This is a genomic window from Emergencia sp. (assembly GCF_048465375.1).
In the GTDB taxonomy this organism is placed as follows: Bacteria; Bacillota; Clostridia; order Peptostreptococcales; family Anaerovoracaceae; genus Senimuribacter.
Genome location: NZ_DBFWLQ010000002.1, coordinates 543,777 through 560,935, shown reverse-complemented (window position 1 = coordinate 560,935; position 17,159 = coordinate 543,777). Strand labels below are relative to the sequence as shown.

The following is a 17,159-nucleotide window of genomic DNA, read 5'->3' as shown; positions in this document are numbered from 1 at the left end:
CAGCCGCAGGCTGCTATATCAAGCACTCGGAAATAAGTCTTTCCAACGATATTTCTTATGATTCAGCAAAGAGCTGCTCACAGCCGATGTTCTATCAGCCGGAAGCAGCTCCTTACCACAATTATTTTATGCTGCCGCATTCTCTTCTGCTGCCTGTCTTGCTTTTACTTTTTTAACATATCTGTCCCAAACAGTCAGCATGACAAGACCGACGACCATAATAATCACAATGGCGATAAACATGTAACGATATCCGCCGTCTCCAAAGGTATCCAGAATCTTACCTGAACAGAACGGCACGATGACTTCTGGCAGATATCCCACAGTACAGACCAATCCAATCGCAGTGCCTGCCACTCTGATTGGAACGCCGCCTTCTTCCATCATGGAGAACACCAAACTGTAGCCGCCGTACATACCTGCATAAATCATAATACAGAGAGCGATAAACAGAGTCGTACTCATATTGCCCATAATGACCATCAGGAAAGTGCCGATTGCCATCATAGAGAAGGTTACATACATGACCTTTGATCTGCCTAGCTTGTCCGCTATAATGCCGCCGCCGAAGGAGGCTGCCGGTCTCACATACTGGGCAGCAATGGTGACGATGGCGCCAGCCGTGGCAGCCATACCAAAACGGGAAGTCGCATACGGTGTGAAGTAATAGAATGCGATATTCATGACATAAGTGCAGCAGAGAATGGAAGACAAAATCCATACGGCTGGCATCTTGACAACTTCCAATACTTGTGACAGACTGATTTTTTCCTGTTTTTCAGCAGTATCCAATGTCTCAGCCGCCGCTTGCGGCTTATGATCTTTCATCAAGAAGAACAGCAGAACACCAAGTACGATTGCAACGATGGAATAATAGGTGATGACGCCGTTAAGGCCTGCTAAATCGCTGGACACTTTGCTGAAATATCCGAAGATGGACACGATAGCAACACCGTCTATCGCGTACACGATACCTCTGCCGCCGTCCATAAAACCATAAGCCTTGCTCTGTTCCTTTTCACTGGCGATTTCACGCAGGCTCTTCAGCAGGGAAGGCCAGAAAGCGAACAGTGATGTAAATCCCCACAATGCATAGATGCCCAGGAGCATGATGTAATTCGGATGAAGCAGATGCAGTAAGCCGCCTAATCCTGTCAGTATCAAAGATACAGACATCAGCTTTCTGGTGGATACCATATCGGCAACAACGCCGCCGAACAGGTAAGAAATCATGCCGAAGATGCCGAACATGGATCCGAAAGTACCCATCTGCGTATTGGTCAGGTGGTAGGTTTCCAGATATGCATCATAAAAATAAGATCTGAAGTACGGCAAACCGTAGATCATGGCACCTGCAATGGTTATGACGACCAAATGAAACATGTGCTTTTTCAGTTTTGAAGTGTTATCTGCACTCATTGTTTTTCTCCTTTTTGTTCATTTCTTAAGGTAATATAATTGCGTTAATTTTCTTAATTATACGAGAAAGCGGCGGCAAGTAAAGTACCAAAAGTGAACAAAAAAAGACTATTATGTAGTCCAAAACCAAATATCACCTCGTCCAAAGTTCAAAAGAGCAAAAAAGACTGCTCATAGGGAACAGTCTTTTACAACATTTTATTTTAATCCGAGAATCTCCCTGGCTTCATCCGGGGTCGCGATGGTCTTTCCCACTTCTGCCGCCAGGTGTTTTACCCGCTCCACAAACTGCTCGTTGGAATCGGCCAGCTGTCCTGCATTGTAGTAGACGTTGTCTTCAAGACCTACCCTCACATTGCCGCCTAAAGCCAAAGCCGCCATCATGACCTCGTTTGCGCCTCTCCCGATACCAAAGGCACTCCAGGTGCATTTTTCCGGCAGGTGGTTGACCAGATAGACCAGATTTTCCGTCGTCGCTTCCATGCCGCCAGGCGCACCCAGACAGAGTTGGAAGTGGGCGGGTTCTTCGATGATGCCCTGCTTGATGTAATACTTTGCCGTATTAAGCATGCCGATATCAAAGACTTCAATTTCCGGCTTGACGCCAGCAGCAATCATCTCTCTGCCACAGAGTTCGAGAAACTTCGGTTCATTCATGAACACTACGCTGTTGAGCCAGTTCATAGTTCCGGCATCGAAGGAGGCAAGCTCCGGTTTCAGTTCTTTGAACGGTCTGATTCGTTCTTCCCAAGAGAAGCCCTGTCCTCCTGACGAGGTCAGGTTCAGAATCACCGGGCACCTCATATCTCTGATCAGGCCCACAGCCTCTTCAAATTTGTCAAACCGCATGCTGGCGCTGTCGTCGTCATCTCTCACATGAATATGTACAGCCGAAGCACCTGCTTCATAACAGGCCACTGCTGATTTTGCAATCTCCGCAGGCTGGGTCGGCAAGTTTGCATTGTCTGCCTTTGTCGTCACCGCGCCTGTCAATGCGGCAGTGACAATTACTTTTTTCTTATCGTTTAACCTTCTTGTCTCAAACATCTTCTCTCTCCTCACATAAAATCAATTCCAGGGGAGGCAGGCCTGTGTCTCTTTTTCCGCAGCCATATCCCCGCTTCAGTACATTGCCTCGTACATCATCCCATCCAAAACTATCTGTAATCCCTGCCAAAATAGATGCTCCTGTCGGTGTTAAGACCTCCTGGGAAATATCCGATCTGTAGTGTGGAATTTCAGCATCTTTTAAAATCTGTTTTACTGCTGGTGCCGGTACTGGCAAAGTCCCGCAGGCACATTTCACTTTTCCATATCCGGTAGGAACGTGCTTAGCCGCTACTTCATCGGCATCCAGATAATCACAGCAGATTGCGGTTCCGACGATATCTACGATGGAGTCCACCGCCCCAGCTTCGTGAAACTGAACCTTGTCAACAGGTACCTGGTGTACCTTTGCTTCTGCCTTTGCTTTAATATCAAAAATCCTCCGACTGAGGACTTTGACGTTGTTGCTCAGCGCACTTGTATTTATCATATCGACAATCTGCCTGTAGTTGCGATAAGCTCCGCTGTAGGGCGCTGTGTGCAGATTCGTCTCGTCCTTCAGTATCACATCCACATCAGTAACCGATTGCTTTCCAATCATTTTTTCTTTGATGGAAAGCTCAAATTCGTCAAGGCGCAGCCTGGACAGCTTCTCTTTGAGATGGTCTGCAGGTACGCCCATGTTGATAAAAGCACCCAGCATCATATCTCCGCTGAGGCCACAGCCGCAGTTGATGTATAACTTTTTCATAATGCCTCCCCTTTCCACGATAAGCTTACACATATTATCTAACGCAAAATCTGTGCCACATCAAAATCGCTGAAAATCGGTGCTTCATCATCCCCCTCCGTTGCAGAGAAAAAATGGCGTTGCAAAATTACAACAAATTCTTTCAAATACCCTCTGCATTTGATATACTGGTAGTAATAGCGAGGAGGAGGAACAGTTATGGATCAGGTTTTAGCAATACAGAAAGTAAAGGAAAAGATACGCAAAGCCCTGGACGGCGGCGAATACCAGGACGGTGAGAGGATGGCTGATTTTTTACAGGAAATCGACCACGATTTAGAAGTCTTCCTGACCAAAGGCATCGATTTCAAAATCGTGGTAGACGCACTGGACGACAGTATTTTCATTACAGATAAGGAAGGGACCTGTCTCTATGTCAACCCCGCTCATCAGCGCAACACAGAGATTTTGCCAGAAGAAGTCCTTGGGCGAAAAGTTTCTGATATCACAGCCGAAGGGAAACTCTTTACCGGCGGCGCCACCATGGATGTCATTGAAACCAAAAAGAAAATCTTTCGTCTTTCAACTGTCAATAAGACCACCCCGCCCAGCGTTGGATATGCCGTAGGTGTGCCGATTTTTAACCAGTACGGCGCACTCCACCAGGTGGTCGTCAGCAGCCGGCCGATTCTCACACTGCAGGCTCTGCAGGAAGACTTCGGCAAGTTCCTCCAAGAAGCCAACGCCCTGAACAAAAGCAGAGAAAACGTTCGTATTCTGGAGAACGCCGCGACTTCAGGCTTCAAATCAAACAAGCTGGTCGGTTCTTCCTACAGCCTGCAGAAAGTATGGAACACCATCAAAATGGCCGCACCCACAGATGCTACTGTTCTGATCACCGGAGAATCCGGCGTGGGCAAAGAAGTGGTCGCTGACGAAATCTACAGGCTCAGCGCCAGAAGCCACAAAACCTTCATCAAAGTCAACTGTGCTTCCATTCCAGCAAACCTGCTGGAATCTGAACTGTTCGGTTATGAAAAGGGAGCCTTTTCCGGTGCCAATACCGGCGGCAAGCAGGGGCTCTTTGAAATGGCTGACGGCGGTACCCTTTTGCTCGACGAAATCGGCGATATGTCCATGGATCTGCAGGTAAAACTGCTTCGTGCCATTCAGACCAAAGAGATTACCAGAGTGGGCGGTACCAAGCCTATTCACTTGGATATTCGCTTTATTGCCGCTACCAACAGCGACCTGAAGAGAAAAATTGCAGATGGCACTTTCAGGCAGGATCTGTATTACAGACTCAATGTGATTCCCATCTGTATTCCGCCTCTTCGGGAAAGGCTCAATGATTTGGACGAGTTATGTGCCCATTTTGTCGATGTTTACACGGAAAAACACGGCAGGGATTTCGTTCTGACCCAAGATCAACTGGCTATCATGAAACAATATACCTGGCCTGGCAACATCAGGGAACTTGAAAACGTCATCGAATATCTGACCATCTGCGCCTCAGGAACAAAGGAAGTTGCCGACGAGATGCTGAAAGGTCTGTTAGATATCTCCCAAGGAGACGAAGGAGCGGTTGCCAGCGGCACTCTCTCCCAATCCCTTGAGAATTACGAAAAGGCTTTGATTGAATCGGTTCTGCGAGATTCTACCAGCCTGCGGGACGCCGGGGCAAAACTGGGTGTCAACGCTTCGACCATATCGAGAAAAATCAAACAATATGGAATCGACTATCCTGCCGCTGTGAAATGATACTTATGTATCTCGCTCACCTGGTTTATAGACATTTTTAAAGATCGCTTTCTGACTGATCAAGGAGAATTACGTGGATTTCCGCTTTCCACGGACTGAACATGACCAGCTGAAACCGCTGCTCATCTTCCGAAAGCAGCACATATTCCTTCTTAGGGTCAATGACAGGTACGTGTTCCCGCAGCGACGGTTTCATCTTCATCATAATCCGCTTGCTCTCCCAATACGTGGCATCCTCTATTACCGCCACAATCAATTTGCGTCCGCTATCACCCTCGATTACAAAGTCAACTACCGCCTCTCCCTCTGCATCACAGCAAAGTGAAAAGGATGTGCATTCATCTTTTACGGACAGGCGATAGTGATTTCTATTTTCCTCAAATGATGCTGCCATCAGCTCTGACAAGATTCGCTTCGAAAGGTTCTCCTCACTGCATCTCCAGGCTTTCCCTCTATAAATGGATCGGAACTTTGACGGCAGACAGCCTAAGTAGTCTGAGAAAACTTTGTTATAATACCGGACAGAAGAAAAGCCGCTGTTTTCTGCAATGTTTGTCAGCGTATCTTCTGTATCCAGCAGTTGAATCACTGCATTGATTGTCCGATAATAGTTAATGATAGCGTGATAACTCTTCTCCAGCTTGCTGGAAAATTCCTTTGACAGATAGGGAATACTCAGATATTCATTCTGAGCGATTTCGTTCAACGACATCTTTTCCGACACATGGGCAATCATGTACTCACTAATCCGTTGAAATCGTTCTTTGCTGATCTCCAGCTTTGTACTCTCGGAAAACACATGACCCACGTCGTCAAACTTTTCCCGGATATAAGTCAAAAACGCGTCCAACTTTTCTCTGATTGACCACGCAGCCACACCGCAAGTCATATCCTCCAGCAAATGGAACAGGAGCGAGTTCAGCTTTTCAATGTGGTATGATTCTGCAGCAGCGCCAAAGAAATTGCAGATATTACAATTATAGGTGATGTGATCAAAGTTGTCGCCGACAGATTCTATATATGCCTTATCAAAGCTGAAATAGATTACCCTGCAAAATTCTGCAACAGCTTCCAGCATGACAGGTTCTTTTACGTTGAGAATTTCTGTCTGCCCGCAGGATAAAACCTGGGAACCAGCTACCGTAGTCATCTTCAAATCATTCTCTAAAAGATAGATGACCGTAAGTTCTTTGCATACGTGAAAAGGAATTTCATCGATGACTGCCACGCCCGCTTTGCATAAGCCCCTATAACTCTGCATCATAACACCTCCACTAAAACTGCTGCTAAAAAGCACAATTTGCAGGACCGGTCGCTGTCGGCCCTGCATTGATTATCCTCTCTCAGACATAAATCTATATACGCATACTGAACTATTTTATCTCTTCCTGCGGATATTTCTTTACAATCCATACTTTCATTAAAATTGCGTAGAGAATTCCCGCCATAAACAGGCCCGCAAAAAACTGAGCGTCGCCCATTTTCCAAGTCACGATGATAGAAGCTGCTAATGAAATCACTGCTGCCGGATTGACGTTCTTCCAATACTTATATTGCCCATTGATATTATATAAATCTTCTACTTTGATTTTTCTCTTTCTTAAAAAGTAGTAATCACTAATCATAATACCCGCTACAGGAGCCAGAAAATTCCCGATAATCACCATCACTGTATTGATGGATTCAGCTGCATTCCAAGGCCGCATTGCCAAACCAATTAGTCCTGCAATCACCACTCCCATGGCAAAGCTGATTTTTTTCGGAACGGTGTTAGAAATGGTATAAGCCGCAGGAAACAGATTTGCCGTATCATTGGTACACCAGGTCGCAACCAGAATGAACAAGAGGCAGATAATCAGAGCAAAGTCGCTTCTGCCTTCATTCAACGCCACTAAAATCTTAGCCGGATCACTGTAACCTGTCGTGATAACGCCCAACAATCCGATAAAGGTATAAAACAACACTGCTGGGATAATGCCAATCAGCTGTGACGGCAGATACTTTTTTGTCACTTTTCCCAGCGTCGATACCTCTTCCTTAGAAATCGTACAGTCTCTAGTGATATCCATGATAGAAATGCTCATTGTCGCCCAACCGCCTGTAAAACTCAGCGCTGCGAACATAAAGGAACACTGTGGTTCGCTGGCGCCTGACATAAACCAGATTTTGCTGAAGGATAAGTCAAAGTCAGTAAAAGCGATATATGCAATGTAAATTCCGACCAAAAGCAGCATGGGCACAGCGACTTGGCTCAAACGAGTCACAGCTTTGATGCCCAGAGTCGTATGTACGATTTGAATCAGCCCGACAATGATAATCCACAAGGTCAGATTATCGTAGTGGAAAGTAACATGAATGATTTCGTTCATCGCTGACGAAGCGACCCAGGTCTGAAATCCAAACCAGAACATGGCTGGCAATGCTCTGAAATATGGTACGATGATGGCACCCACATATCCAAAAGAAGGTCTCAGCGATACAGCGAAAGGAATTCCATACTTAATTCCCATATCCTGGGTAAAAAACAAAATGATGAATAGCAGCAAGTGACCGACAAGACATGCTAACATGACCTCCCAAGCTGGAATCATCTGATAGAGCTGTGCTGCACTCATAAAAATCGTTACTTCAATAGCCATAGCAAACCAAATTGCAATCAGTTTACTTGGCGTTACTGTCCGGTTTTCATATGGACAGGGGAGAATATCCTTCCCCGTCAGACTCTGACTTTTCTCTTCGATGTTTTTGATAACAAGGTCATCATATTTAGGATCGTAATTCATCTTTTTCTCCTTTCTACCTTTGCCATGCAACAGCCTCTATGTATGCTTTCATCAATGTGTACCCCTGTCCAACATCGTCCATATCAGTGTACTCCAGGGGGGAATGGCTGATACCGCCCTGACTGGGCACGAAAATCATATTCGTCTTGATTTTCGGGGCGATGATTTGTGAATCATGTCCTGCACCACTGCTCATTTTCAGGTAAGACAGATTCCTTTCCTCCGCCAGCATCTCTAATAAAGAGATTCCCTCTTCATCCATGGCAGCCGGCGGGTCTTGGCAAGCCACACGAATTTCTGCTTTGATAGTTTTATCCTTCTCAAGGATTTCCCTGATTTTTGCTTCTGCCTCTTGTAATAGTTCCCCTTTTCCAGAGCGAATATCAAAAGTCAAAGTGACTTTATCTGCTATGATGTTGCTTTTCCCAGGTTCGACGACTACATTTCCGAAGGTGCAGGTAATCTGATCTTCCTTCTCTCTTGCCCAGCAGTCAAGCTGCTGTATCAACGTAGCCGCTACCGGCACAGGATCACAACGCAGACGCATCGGTGTCGTGCCGGCGTGGTTTTGTCTCCCGTAAAATATGATTTCGCCAGCTAAAATTCCAACAACGGATGTGACGATGCCAACTTTCCGCCCTTCCTTTTCCAACAGACCGCCCTGCTCGATATGCAGCTCTAAAAATCCAACGACATCGTCTCTCTTTTGAGGCAGGACTCCTCGATAATAACCACTCTCCGCTAAAGCTTCCATCAAGCTCATGCCGTTGTCGTCAAGTTCCTCCAGGTTTCTTTGAGAGAGTTCTCCCACAATGGCCCTGCTCCCCACGTATCCAGTCAGAAAGCGACTCGCCTCTTCTTCGCACATTGCCACGATTTCAACCGTTCTCTGCGGCCTCCCCTTTTCTTGCAACAGACTGCAAACGGCTTCCATCCCTGTTAGGATGCCCAGAGCACCATCATATTTGCCGCCATTTCTCACAGTATCACGATGCGAGCCGATCAAAAAGGTTTCCTTCGACGAGCCTTCAAGACGGCCATATAGATTCCCTGCAGCATCATAACGAGTCTGAAAGCTTTTTTCCTGCAGCCATTTTTCCAAAAGCGCCGCACCAGCCGCATCCTCTCTCGTATAACTGGCCCGCCAATACTCTCCGTCCCTCTCAGCGGTTAATGCTAAGTCGTTGATTGCTTTTTTTATCCAGTCCAGTTCTCTCATCATCGCCTCTTTCCCTTCTGTGATTCACCAGCATTTCCGTCACTCTAACGGACTCTTCAATACCGTCGATGACGGGAAATGCCATCATTTGAGATAATAGCCTGCCTCTGCCGGCAAAGGCTGCGCAGCCAAGAATCACGGCATCTGCCCCGTCTTCTCGTCTGCATTTTTCAATAATCCGACAAATTTTCTCGTTCTTTACGTCCACGGCTCTTTCCACTGTCGAATCAATATACCGCACCGATGCCAGATTTTCCATTTCCCCAAGCGCTCTAGCGCTGCCGATCCATGGAGAAATGTCCAAATGACTTCCTGAGGCAATAATCGAATATCTGCGTCCTCGCATCCTTGCAAAGATGGCACTGCTTTCATAAAGTCCTGTTACAGGAATTGAAATTTGCTCCCGTGCCGCTGCAAGCCCTGGATCAGCAAAACAGCCGATGATGGCACCATCATATTCTCTCGCCTTTACTCGTAGCAGTTCCACTACTTGAAGACCCGCTGCAATCTCGTCAAAAGAAGTGACAATGGTCCGTGGTGCAGCCGGACAGCCTATCACGTCAACCTGCAATAGCTCTGTGCCGCACCTTTCCGCTTCCTGCCGCAAAGCCTCGGTCACCGCTTGGGATGAGTTCGGATTGATGAGCAGAAATTTCATTTGACTTCCTCCTCTACTGGTGTGAGATATCTACCGGTGCCTCTAGCTGCCACGATATTTTCTCCGTCATAAACTTCTACGCCGCCTACGATGGTTTTCATCACCTTACCCGTAACCTGTCTGCCATTATAAGGACTCCATTTGATCATCTGCTTTAGTTTTTGATCATCGATGACCCATTGTATTTTGGGATCGAGAATCGTGACATCTGCATCGGCACCTTCGGCAATTCTGCCCTTCTGTGGATAGAGACGATATCGTTTTGCCGCATTGGTACTGGACAAGGCAGTAAAGTCTTCTATAGAAAGTCCCCTTTTGACGACTCCTTCACTAAAAAAAAGCGGAAAACAGGTCTCTACGCTGGTGACACCTGCCGGTGCCTTAAAAGCATTATCTTTTCCTGCCATTTTTTCTTCTACAGTATAAGTTGCATGATCGCTGCAGATCCAATCAATTTTCCCATCAAAGATACAATTCCATAGTTTTTCCACTTCTTCTTCAGTCCGAAGGGGCGGATTGCAGATAGAGAATACGCCCAGTTCCTTCATCATATCTTGATGAAGAATTAAGTAGTGAGGACAAGTCTCCACAGAAATGTCAGCACCCAACTGCTTGTAATGATGGACAACTTGAACGGCTTCTTCCAAAGTACAATGTGCTACGTTCATCTTGCAGCCAGTTTTATGGGCAAAGAGACACATCCTTGACACAGCCTCAAGTTCAGAAATTTCCGGTCTGCCTTGAGGATAGTCTTCCGGCTGCACATGACCAGCATCCTGCATCTTTTTCGAGTAAAATTCCACAATATCGTTGTTTTCACAATGGATGGCCAAGACGATATCATGTTTAGATAGAAAAGCCATGCGATCGACTATTTGTCCGTCATTGAGCATGGGGATTTCCGGCGAATAGGTTAAAAATGTCTTGAAGGCGATTGCACCGGTTTCTATCATTTTCTCCATCTCTTTCTCATTCTCCGCTGAGCAGGCACCAAACAATCCGAAATGAATGACAGCTTTGCTTTCACCAATTTCTTTCTTATTGTTGAAATCTTTCAGGTTGTCCGGCAGAGGGAAGGTCAGTGGGTGCTCTAGCACCGTAGTTACACCTCCGGCGGCAGCCGCACAGGTTCCTGTATAGAAATCCTCGCTGTTGGTCATCCCCGGATCATTGAGATGCACGTGGGGATCGATGAAGCCGGGCAGCACGTATTGTCCAGTGGCATCGATAATCTTTTTCGCCTCTTTGCCATCAATCGCACTGCAGATACTGACGATTTTCCCATTTTTAATACCTAAATCCGCATGGACTGCACCTTTCTCTGTGACAACCCGTCCATGCTTTATCAATAAATCATACTTCATATGTTGTCTACCTCCTTGCTTTCATTATAGTTATCTGAAAATTCAGCGCAATGTAAGTTTTTAATCTCATTATGTCGAATTTTATGGTGTTGGCAGAAGAGACCACAGCGAAATTAAGGCAAAAAAAATCAGAGTCAAAATCCAAAAGATAGGATTTCAGCCCTGATTCTTTATATTATGTAATTACGCCATCTCTATGACAACAGCTGTACCCATACCGCCTCCGGCGCACAATGTCGCCAGGCCGTACTTCTGACCTCTCCGCGCGAGTTCGTACATCATAGTAATGACCAGTCTTGCACCTGTCGCACCTACTGGATGACCTAGAGAAATTCCGCTGCCGTTAACATTGAGTTTCTCCTCCGGAATGTTCAATTCTCTTTGACAGGCGATACACTGGGCAGCAAAGGCTTCGTTGATTTCGAAGAGATCCATCTCTTCTATCGTTAACCCTGCCTTTGCAAGCGCCTTCTGCGATGCGCTGATCGGTCCAATCCCCATATAATCTGGTGATACACCGGTAGTGGCAACGCCTTTGATGCGGGCGATGATAGGAACACCCAGTTCCCTCGCCTTCTCTTCGTCCATCAGAATTACGCCAGAAGCAGCATCGTTCATGCCAGATGCGTTGCCAGCAGTCACACTGCCGTCCTCTTTAAATGTAGGTTTCAGCTTTGCCAAAGCTTCGTAGCTGGCATCGCGACGCGGATACTCGTCAGTGTCAAAGACTACCTCGCTCTTGCGGCTTTTTACTGTAATAGGAACGATTTCTTCCTTAAATTTTCCTGTCTCAATTGCCGCCACAGCTTTTTGCTGGGAACGCAGCGCATAGCGGTCCATTTCTTCCCGCGTCACATGGTATTTTTCAGCGACGTTCTCCGCTGTAATACCCATAGCAGGGCCTACTCCCAAATTAGTCAAAGAATCCCACATGGAATCTCTCAGTTCCATATGTCCGAATTTCTGTCCATAGCGGGCATTAAATACCATATGCGGCGCTGTACTCATGCTGTCCGCACCGCCTGCCATGAGGCAGTCCGCTTCGCCTGCTTTGATCTGATAATAAGCGAACTGAATGGAAGACATGGAAGAAGTGCAATTGCGGTGGATGGTAATACCTGGAACGCTTTCCGGCAGACCGGCTTTCACAGCCGCCACCCTGGCAATATTGTTTTCTTTATAAGTTCTCTGATAGTTGCATCCCCAGATGACATCCTCAATCAAAGCTGGGTCGATTGCCGCCCTCTTTACTAGATTCTGCATGACTGGGATAGATAAATCCAAGGATGTGATGGTTTTAAACTGTCCGCCGATGGTGCCGATTGGTGTACGACATCCGGCGACAATCACTACATTTCTCATTTTTCTACCTCTCTGCGTGATTTTTTAGGCTCCTTGCTCCAGAACCTCTTCTTCTTTCTGATAATCCAGATTGTATTTTCTTGTGTTCAATACGGAGATCAGCACAAAGTTGATTACAAGCAATGCGATAAATACTACGTATGCGCCTCTCAGGCTGCCAGTCCACTCGAGAGCCTTTGAATTGACGATGTAGTTGAGCATCAATACAATCTCCATGATTGGAAAGTAGATGGAGTAAACCAAATCAAAGTTGTGTCTGCCAAATACAGATGCAGGCAGAGAAGTCATGAAATTTGCGGCAGCGCCGATAGCGATGCCTACCATTGCTACGCAGATGTAGCCGCCGATGGCGTTATTCATAACGACGTTGATTCCCAGTGCCGCAGCGTACCAGACCAAATAGCCTTTGATTGCCGTCTTTACACCCAGCTTCTGATCGATGAAACCGAAACCAAAGGATCCTGCCAGACCGACTAATGCGCAGACGGTCATCAAGGAAACAGCTTTTGCCTGGGAGAAACCGAATTCCATGTTTCTTGGAACCATCTGGCTCATAACGCCAGTGGTTACCAGCTGGTTGATGCCCACGATGAGGGCGACCAGCCACATCTCCTTCGTCTTCAGAAGAGATGCCACAGTCCAGCGGCTCTTCGCTTCTGATAGATCCACATATTCTTTTTCATAGACATCCTTCGATACGTTGTCAGGATAGATGTTCAACTCCTGAGGCGTATTTCTGATGATGAAATACGCGCCGATACCGATGACGATGGCTGCAATGCCTGTCATGGTCATGCCCTTAGCCATGCCCATAGCACCGATCAAAGCTGCAATCAGTGGTACATACAGTGCGCTGCCCAGGTTGTGGCCCATAGTCGTATAACCGTTTGCCAGTCCTTTTTTCTTCGGGAACCACTGGGTAACCAGGTTGCCGCCACCGATGTAGGCCGCACCGTTGATGAACACGGTGACCAACGTCAAACCGATGAAATAAGACGCAATGCTGTCCGCATTTCCATAGAAGATATAAGAGGCTCCCGCCAGCACCAGACAGATGGAAGAAAGCATTCTCCCGCCGATCTTCGTACAAATCCTGCCAATGACAAAATAAGCGATAACGCCGATGAAACCTGCCCACATTGCAAGTTCGAGGAGTTTGGCGTGCAGTGCATTTTGGTCTGCAAAGCCTAATCTCTCCCAGTTCGCACCTGCAAAGACGTCGATGACGATATTCTGTCCGTCGATTGAAAAACCGATCAGGAACCAGAACATAATCATGCTGTAGAATATGATCATCCAACCTTTCCCAAAGTTGGACTTGGTATTTTCAGATTGAAGTTTTGTTGTTTTATCTGCCATTTTTATTTCTCCAATTTTCATTTAACGATAAGTTACGATTGATTGAATCTCTCATCTGCCGCTTTCATGACCATTTCGTCCCAGGTCTGAAACTGCGTGCTTTCGATGACAAAATTATTGAATACTGTTTCAGGATAAACCATGTAGTCGCCTCCCCAGTTAACCATGACGGCACTGGAGTAGCGGAAATATTCGAAGTTTTCAAAGTTGGTGTGTTTCTGCATGAACTCGTCGGTGAAGACGATGTCTAATAAATCCCAGAATTCTTTACCTGCTTTGAGACTGATATATCCATCCATCTTATTTTGCCTCCGGATTTTCCTTCTTGTACTCCTCAAACTTTTCAAACACGTAATCGCGCCAAACCTGTGCATCTCTCGCCATACACGGACGAATAATCTCATCTTCCTGTTCGCCAGTACCGTCGATGGTCTCATGTCTCTGAATCGTCAGATAGAGAGCTGGTTCATTCGGAGGGCACCCCAGGATGTGATAAGCATTTGGATGTTCCTTCAGATATTTCTTCGTGCAGTTACCGTGAAGCACGATTTTTTCATCTGGAATTTCCGCTGGAATTTCGTTAAGACCTCCTATGACTACAGTCATGCCGGCGTTTTCATCATAAGCGTCAACGGCCTTCAGCTCTTCCATGTTGATAGCCAGCAGAGCCTGACAGCTGGAGCAGCCGCCCTTGCACCTAACGTCATATTCAGGCCATCTCGTACTCATGTCGCCGATATACGGAATCCACATCTTCATAAAACAGTCTTCGATAGAATCGCCGACTACATCAATCTGTTCCATATCATAATTTCCAAGTCCTGTCTCTTCGGCAACCTTGAAGTAGTCTACGCCAGCAGTATCAATGCCCGTTACTTCGCAAGCTACCCGGTCAATGGCGACAGGGTCCTTTGAGCCAAGAATCATATGGGTGTCGATAGGAACTGGCATGTGAGGACTGTATCCTGATGCTGCTCGATGTGCGTCCATGATGTTGATATCCGCACGGCATACAGACCAGACGTCCATCATAGCCATGGTCAAATTCTGTTTATGCATATCCATATGTACTTTATCCTGTACTACGCCTTTGATATTCTTCAGTGCACCGGAGAAAACCATAGAAGCGTGTGCTTTTAAAATCGGCAGGTTGATCAGATGATCTGCTTCAAGCAGGAACCTTGGAAGCTTGACACAATTGATATTTGATCGATAGCCGCGAACTGCAACTTTCACCAAATCCTTGTCGCGCTTAATGTCCCGCATCTCTACATTTTCTTCTTCACAGACTGCCTGAATGCCGCTTACCTTCAGACACTCAAGGGTATCGCAGCCGATTGCTGCAGCTTCAGCTACAATAATCTGCTTCGGTTCTGCTTTTTTTACTTCGCGAATAACCGCTCTTACGACTTCCGGATTGGTACATACCGAAGTTTCCGGCGGCTCCGCATGACCTGCGTTAGGCTTTAATACTACAGTCGTTCCCTTACGGATAACATTTGTGACACCACCCATCAGATCAAATACTCTCGTAACATTTGCTTGGATGTCGTCGCTCTTGGCTAGAGCGACCAATGATTTTGCTTTACTCATATTTCTCCTCCTAATGGACTTGCTTCCAATTTACAGATTAACTGATAGGAAGTCCTTATGCTTTGGGAGACCTAACCCGATTTAGCGAAGCGAAATCGTTGGTAGATCCCCGGTCAAGAGTGCAGGAGCTTTGCTCCGTGGCACTCAGACGGCCAGGCCCCGCGAACACAGTAAGTGGCCAGGCGTTAGTCGTATAGTGATCACTTAATTTATAATGACACTTCTAACTAAAGCAAGAAGCATGCCAAAAAATATTCACTCAAATAGCAGAGGTTTTGACAGAAAAATAACAATTTTGTTGCAATGAGCAAAACTTTTGTTGCACTTATGCAACAAAAGTTCTCAGTATGGCCTCCACATCTTTTTCTGTCAGTCTTGCAAACGCGCCTCCCGGTCTGCCGATAGCCTCCGCCAGTTCTTCTATGGTATACAGACCTTTAGGAACCGTCAGGGGAAGACCGATTTTACTAATAAAGCTTTCCATCTCACCGATACCATTGTCGATTATCTCATCCCAGCTGCTGCCTGTAACACCCCATACCTTCTCGAAAAAGCGGCAGAACCGTTCAGGGCTTGCGCAGCTCATCCGGCGGCACCAGGCTGGCAGAATCATGGCCAAAGCGCTGCCATGAGCTATACCGTATTTCTCAGTTAAAACGTGTGAGATTTCGTGGCAGGCAAAATCACCGCCAGGACCCAGCATATCGTTATGAGCCACAGTAGCTGCCAACATCAACTCGCCGCGCAGCTGCAGATTTTCGGGGTCTTCCAAAACCGCAGGCAGCAAATCGACAACGGTCTGCATCAGGCTTTCTGTCAATCCATCCAGAAGCCTGCTGCTTCTGGTCAAATCAAAGTATCGTTCAAAGGCGTGAGAGAAAATATCAAAGCCGCCGCTGGCAGTCTGAAACTTGCTGATGGTCAAGGTCAGTGCAGGATTCAAAAGGGCAAATTTCGGTCTTGTCTCTTTAAAGGGCTTGGCTATTTTCCTGCCAGTCATCGAATCGCTGACGACTGACATCTCATTGGATTCGCTGGCAGATGCCGGCATCGTGACAACCGCGCCAATGGGAAGACATTTCTCAGGCACTGCCTTCGGATCTTCGTAAAGTTCCAGGACAGAGCCGCGATACCCACTGCCAGCGGACACTGCCTTTGCCGTATCGATGACACTGCCGCCGCCTACAGCAAGAATCCCTTCAATTCCTTCTTTTCGAACGATTTCGATAGTCTGCTCAACGAAATCGATTTCTGCATTCGGTCTCACCCCGCTGCGACAGACCACTGTGCAGCCGGCTTTCTGTAAACTGTCAACCAGACATCCACCCAATCCCTCATCAAAAATACGACTGCTTCCATAAATCATGAGAATTTTGCTGCCGTACTGTCTCATCAGATCACCGGCTTTTAACTCGACGTCCTCTCCGAAATATAGTTCTGTTGGAATACTCATATTGAAATTATACATTTTTTATTACCTCCTGTGGTAATAAAAGCAAAATTTGTGCCATGCACCGATATCATTTACCAGTCACGGCAGACGCATGAAAATCAGATTCTAAGAAAACCGACTCTGTTACAGCTGAGATTTAACTAATTGGAGCCTGTTCGCAAAAAATGAGTATAAAAAATTCCAGTAATTCCACCGATTATCTTCAAAATGGGCTAAAAACAGCATAAAATCGTTCCAATCCCAACTATATTTACATTTGTTTCCAAAAAATTATACTCAATTTTAAAAAAGCAACGTCCTATAGCTAAAATTGCATCTGCGGACTGACTTCATCAGCTTTCTTGGGTTTGCCGTATTTACCAGTCAATTGCAGTATAAAAGCGGTCGCCAATATGTTATACTAAAAAAATG

General features: G+C 46.3%; 14 protein-coding genes. 1 reads left to right on the top strand and 13 read right to left on the bottom strand.

What is annotated here, in order from left to right; translation table 11 throughout:
• Positions 1-126 precede the first annotated feature (126 nt).
• From ACMQ5W_RS03080 to ACMQ5W_RS03070, 3 genes are all read right to left on the bottom strand, one after another.
• Positions 127-1,419 (bottom strand): MFS transporter, encoded by a 1,293-nt coding sequence (locus tag ACMQ5W_RS03080; protein WP_419023296.1) that lies wholly within the window; start codon positions 1,417-1,419, stop codon positions 127-129.
• Between the two features lie 198 nt (positions 1,420-1,617).
• Entirely contained in the window at positions 1,618-2,466 is an 849-nt protein-coding gene (locus ACMQ5W_RS03075) for a 3-keto-5-aminohexanoate cleavage protein (protein WP_148491542.1), read from the bottom strand.
• Entirely contained in the window at positions 2,459-3,217 is a 759-nt protein-coding gene (locus tag ACMQ5W_RS03070; protein WP_419023294.1) for a LarC family nickel insertion protein, read from the bottom strand. Before ACMQ5W_RS03070 ends, ACMQ5W_RS03075 begins: the two co-directional genes overlap by 8 nt.
• A gap of 198 nt (positions 3,218-3,415) precedes the next feature.
• Here ACMQ5W_RS03070 and ACMQ5W_RS03065 point away from each other — a divergent pair, with 198 nt between their 5' ends.
• A complete protein-coding gene (locus ACMQ5W_RS03065; RefSeq protein ID WP_419023292.1) occupies positions 3,416-4,957 on the top strand; it encodes a sigma-54 interaction domain-containing protein in 1,542 nt (513 codons plus the stop codon).
• Positions 4,958-4,994: 37 nt separating this feature from the next.
• On the opposite strand, the gene ACMQ5W_RS03060 is transcribed toward ACMQ5W_RS03065, so the two are convergent.
• From ACMQ5W_RS03060 to ACMQ5W_RS03015, 10 genes are all read right to left on the bottom strand, one after another.
• Positions 4,995-6,221 carry a helix-turn-helix transcriptional regulator gene (locus tag ACMQ5W_RS03060; protein ID WP_419023290.1) on the bottom strand — a complete coding sequence of 409 codons (1,227 nt, stop codon included), beginning with the start codon at positions 6,219-6,221 and terminating at the stop codon, positions 4,995-4,997.
• A 109-nt stretch (positions 6,222-6,330) separates the two neighbouring features.
• A complete protein-coding gene (locus ACMQ5W_RS03055) occupies positions 6,331-7,740 on the bottom strand; it encodes a cytosine permease (RefSeq protein ID WP_419023289.1) in 1,410 nt (469 codons plus the stop codon).
• 13 nt (positions 7,741-7,753) lie between these two features.
• Complete coding sequence (locus ACMQ5W_RS03050) at positions 7,754-8,962, bottom strand: M20 family metallo-hydrolase (protein WP_419023288.1); 1,209 nt, start codon at positions 8,960-8,962, stop codon at positions 7,754-7,756.
• Positions 8,904-9,617 carry an aspartate/glutamate racemase family protein gene (locus ACMQ5W_RS03045; RefSeq protein ID WP_419023287.1) on the bottom strand — a complete coding sequence of 238 codons (714 nt, stop codon included), beginning with the start codon at positions 9,615-9,617 and terminating at the stop codon, positions 8,904-8,906. Before ACMQ5W_RS03045 ends, ACMQ5W_RS03050 begins: the two co-directional genes overlap by 59 nt.
• On the bottom strand, positions 9,614-10,981 hold the full coding sequence (allB, locus tag ACMQ5W_RS03040) for an allantoinase AllB (protein ID WP_419023286.1): 1,368 nt from the start codon (positions 10,979-10,981) through the stop codon (positions 9,614-9,616). The genes ACMQ5W_RS03045 and allB overlap by 4 nt, the downstream gene beginning before the upstream one ends.
• Positions 10,982-11,164: 183 nt before the next feature.
• Positions 11,165-12,343, bottom strand: coding sequence for a thiolase family protein (locus ACMQ5W_RS03035; protein WP_148491534.1), 1,179 nt, complete (start codon positions 12,341-12,343; stop codon positions 11,165-11,167).
• Positions 12,344-12,367: 24 nt separating this feature from the next.
• The gene (locus ACMQ5W_RS03030) at positions 12,368-13,702 is read right to left on the bottom strand and encodes an MFS transporter (protein ID WP_419023284.1); all 1,335 of its coding nucleotides are present in this window, start codon (positions 13,700-13,702) and stop codon (positions 12,368-12,370) included.
• Positions 13,703-13,734: 32 nt separating this feature from the next.
• Positions 13,735-14,001 (bottom strand): hypothetical protein, encoded by a 267-nt coding sequence (locus ACMQ5W_RS03025; protein ID WP_148491532.1) that lies wholly within the window; start codon positions 13,999-14,001, stop codon positions 13,735-13,737.
• A gap of 1 nt (position 14,002) precedes the next feature.
• Positions 14,003-15,295 (bottom strand): DUF362 domain-containing protein, encoded by a 1,293-nt coding sequence (locus ACMQ5W_RS03020; RefSeq protein WP_148491531.1) that lies wholly within the window; start codon positions 15,293-15,295, stop codon positions 14,003-14,005.
• Between the two features lie 325 nt (positions 15,296-15,620).
• Positions 15,621-16,763: an iron-containing alcohol dehydrogenase gene (locus tag ACMQ5W_RS03015; RefSeq protein ID WP_419023282.1), complete on the bottom strand. Its 1,143-nt coding sequence runs from the start codon at positions 16,761-16,763 to the stop codon at positions 15,621-15,623.
• Positions 16,764-17,159 lie beyond the last annotated feature (396 nt).

Coding starts and splice junctions, on each gene's coding strand:
- ACMQ5W_RS03060 (WP_419023290.1), bottom strand. CDS start 6,221: ATGATGCAGAGTTATAGGGGCTTATGCAAAGCGGGCGTGGCAGTCATC.
- ACMQ5W_RS03050 (WP_419023288.1), bottom strand. CDS start 8,962: ATGATGAGAGAACTGGACTGGATAAAAAAAGCAATCAACGACTTAGCA.
- ACMQ5W_RS03030 (WP_419023284.1), bottom strand. CDS start 13,702: ATGGCAGATAAAACAACAAAACTTCAATCTGAAAATACCAAGTCCAAC.
- ACMQ5W_RS03080 (WP_419023296.1), bottom strand. CDS start 1,419: ATGAGTGCAGATAACACTTCAAAACTGAAAAAGCACATGTTTCATTTG.
- ACMQ5W_RS03025 (WP_148491532.1), bottom strand. CDS start 14,001: ATGGATGGATATATCAGTCTCAAAGCAGGTAAAGAATTCTGGGATTTA.
- ACMQ5W_RS03035 (WP_148491534.1), bottom strand. CDS start 12,343: ATGAGAAATGTAGTGATTGTCGCCGGATGTCGTACACCAATCGGCACC.
- allB (WP_419023286.1), bottom strand. CDS start 10,981: ATGAAGTATGATTTATTGATAAAGCATGGACGGGTTGTCACAGAGAAA.
- ACMQ5W_RS03070 (WP_419023294.1), bottom strand. CDS start 3,217: ATGAAAAAGTTATACATCAACTGCGGCTGTGGCCTCAGCGGAGATATG.
- ACMQ5W_RS03015 (WP_419023282.1), bottom strand. CDS start 16,763: ATGTATAATTTCAATATGAGTATTCCAACAGAACTATATTTCGGAGAG.
- ACMQ5W_RS03055 (WP_419023289.1), bottom strand. CDS start 7,740: ATGAATTACGATCCTAAATATGATGACCTTGTTATCAAAAACATCGAA.
- ACMQ5W_RS03045 (WP_419023287.1), bottom strand. CDS start 9,617: ATGAAATTTCTGCTCATCAATCCGAACTCATCCCAAGCGGTGACCGAG.
- ACMQ5W_RS03065 (WP_419023292.1), top strand. CDS start 3,416: ATGGATCAGGTTTTAGCAATACAGAAAGTAAAGGAAAAGATACGCAAA.
- ACMQ5W_RS03020 (WP_148491531.1), bottom strand. CDS start 15,295: ATGAGTAAAGCAAAATCATTGGTCGCTCTAGCCAAGAGCGACGACATC.
- ACMQ5W_RS03075 (WP_148491542.1), bottom strand. CDS start 2,466: ATGTTTGAGACAAGAAGGTTAAACGATAAGAAAAAAGTAATTGTCACT.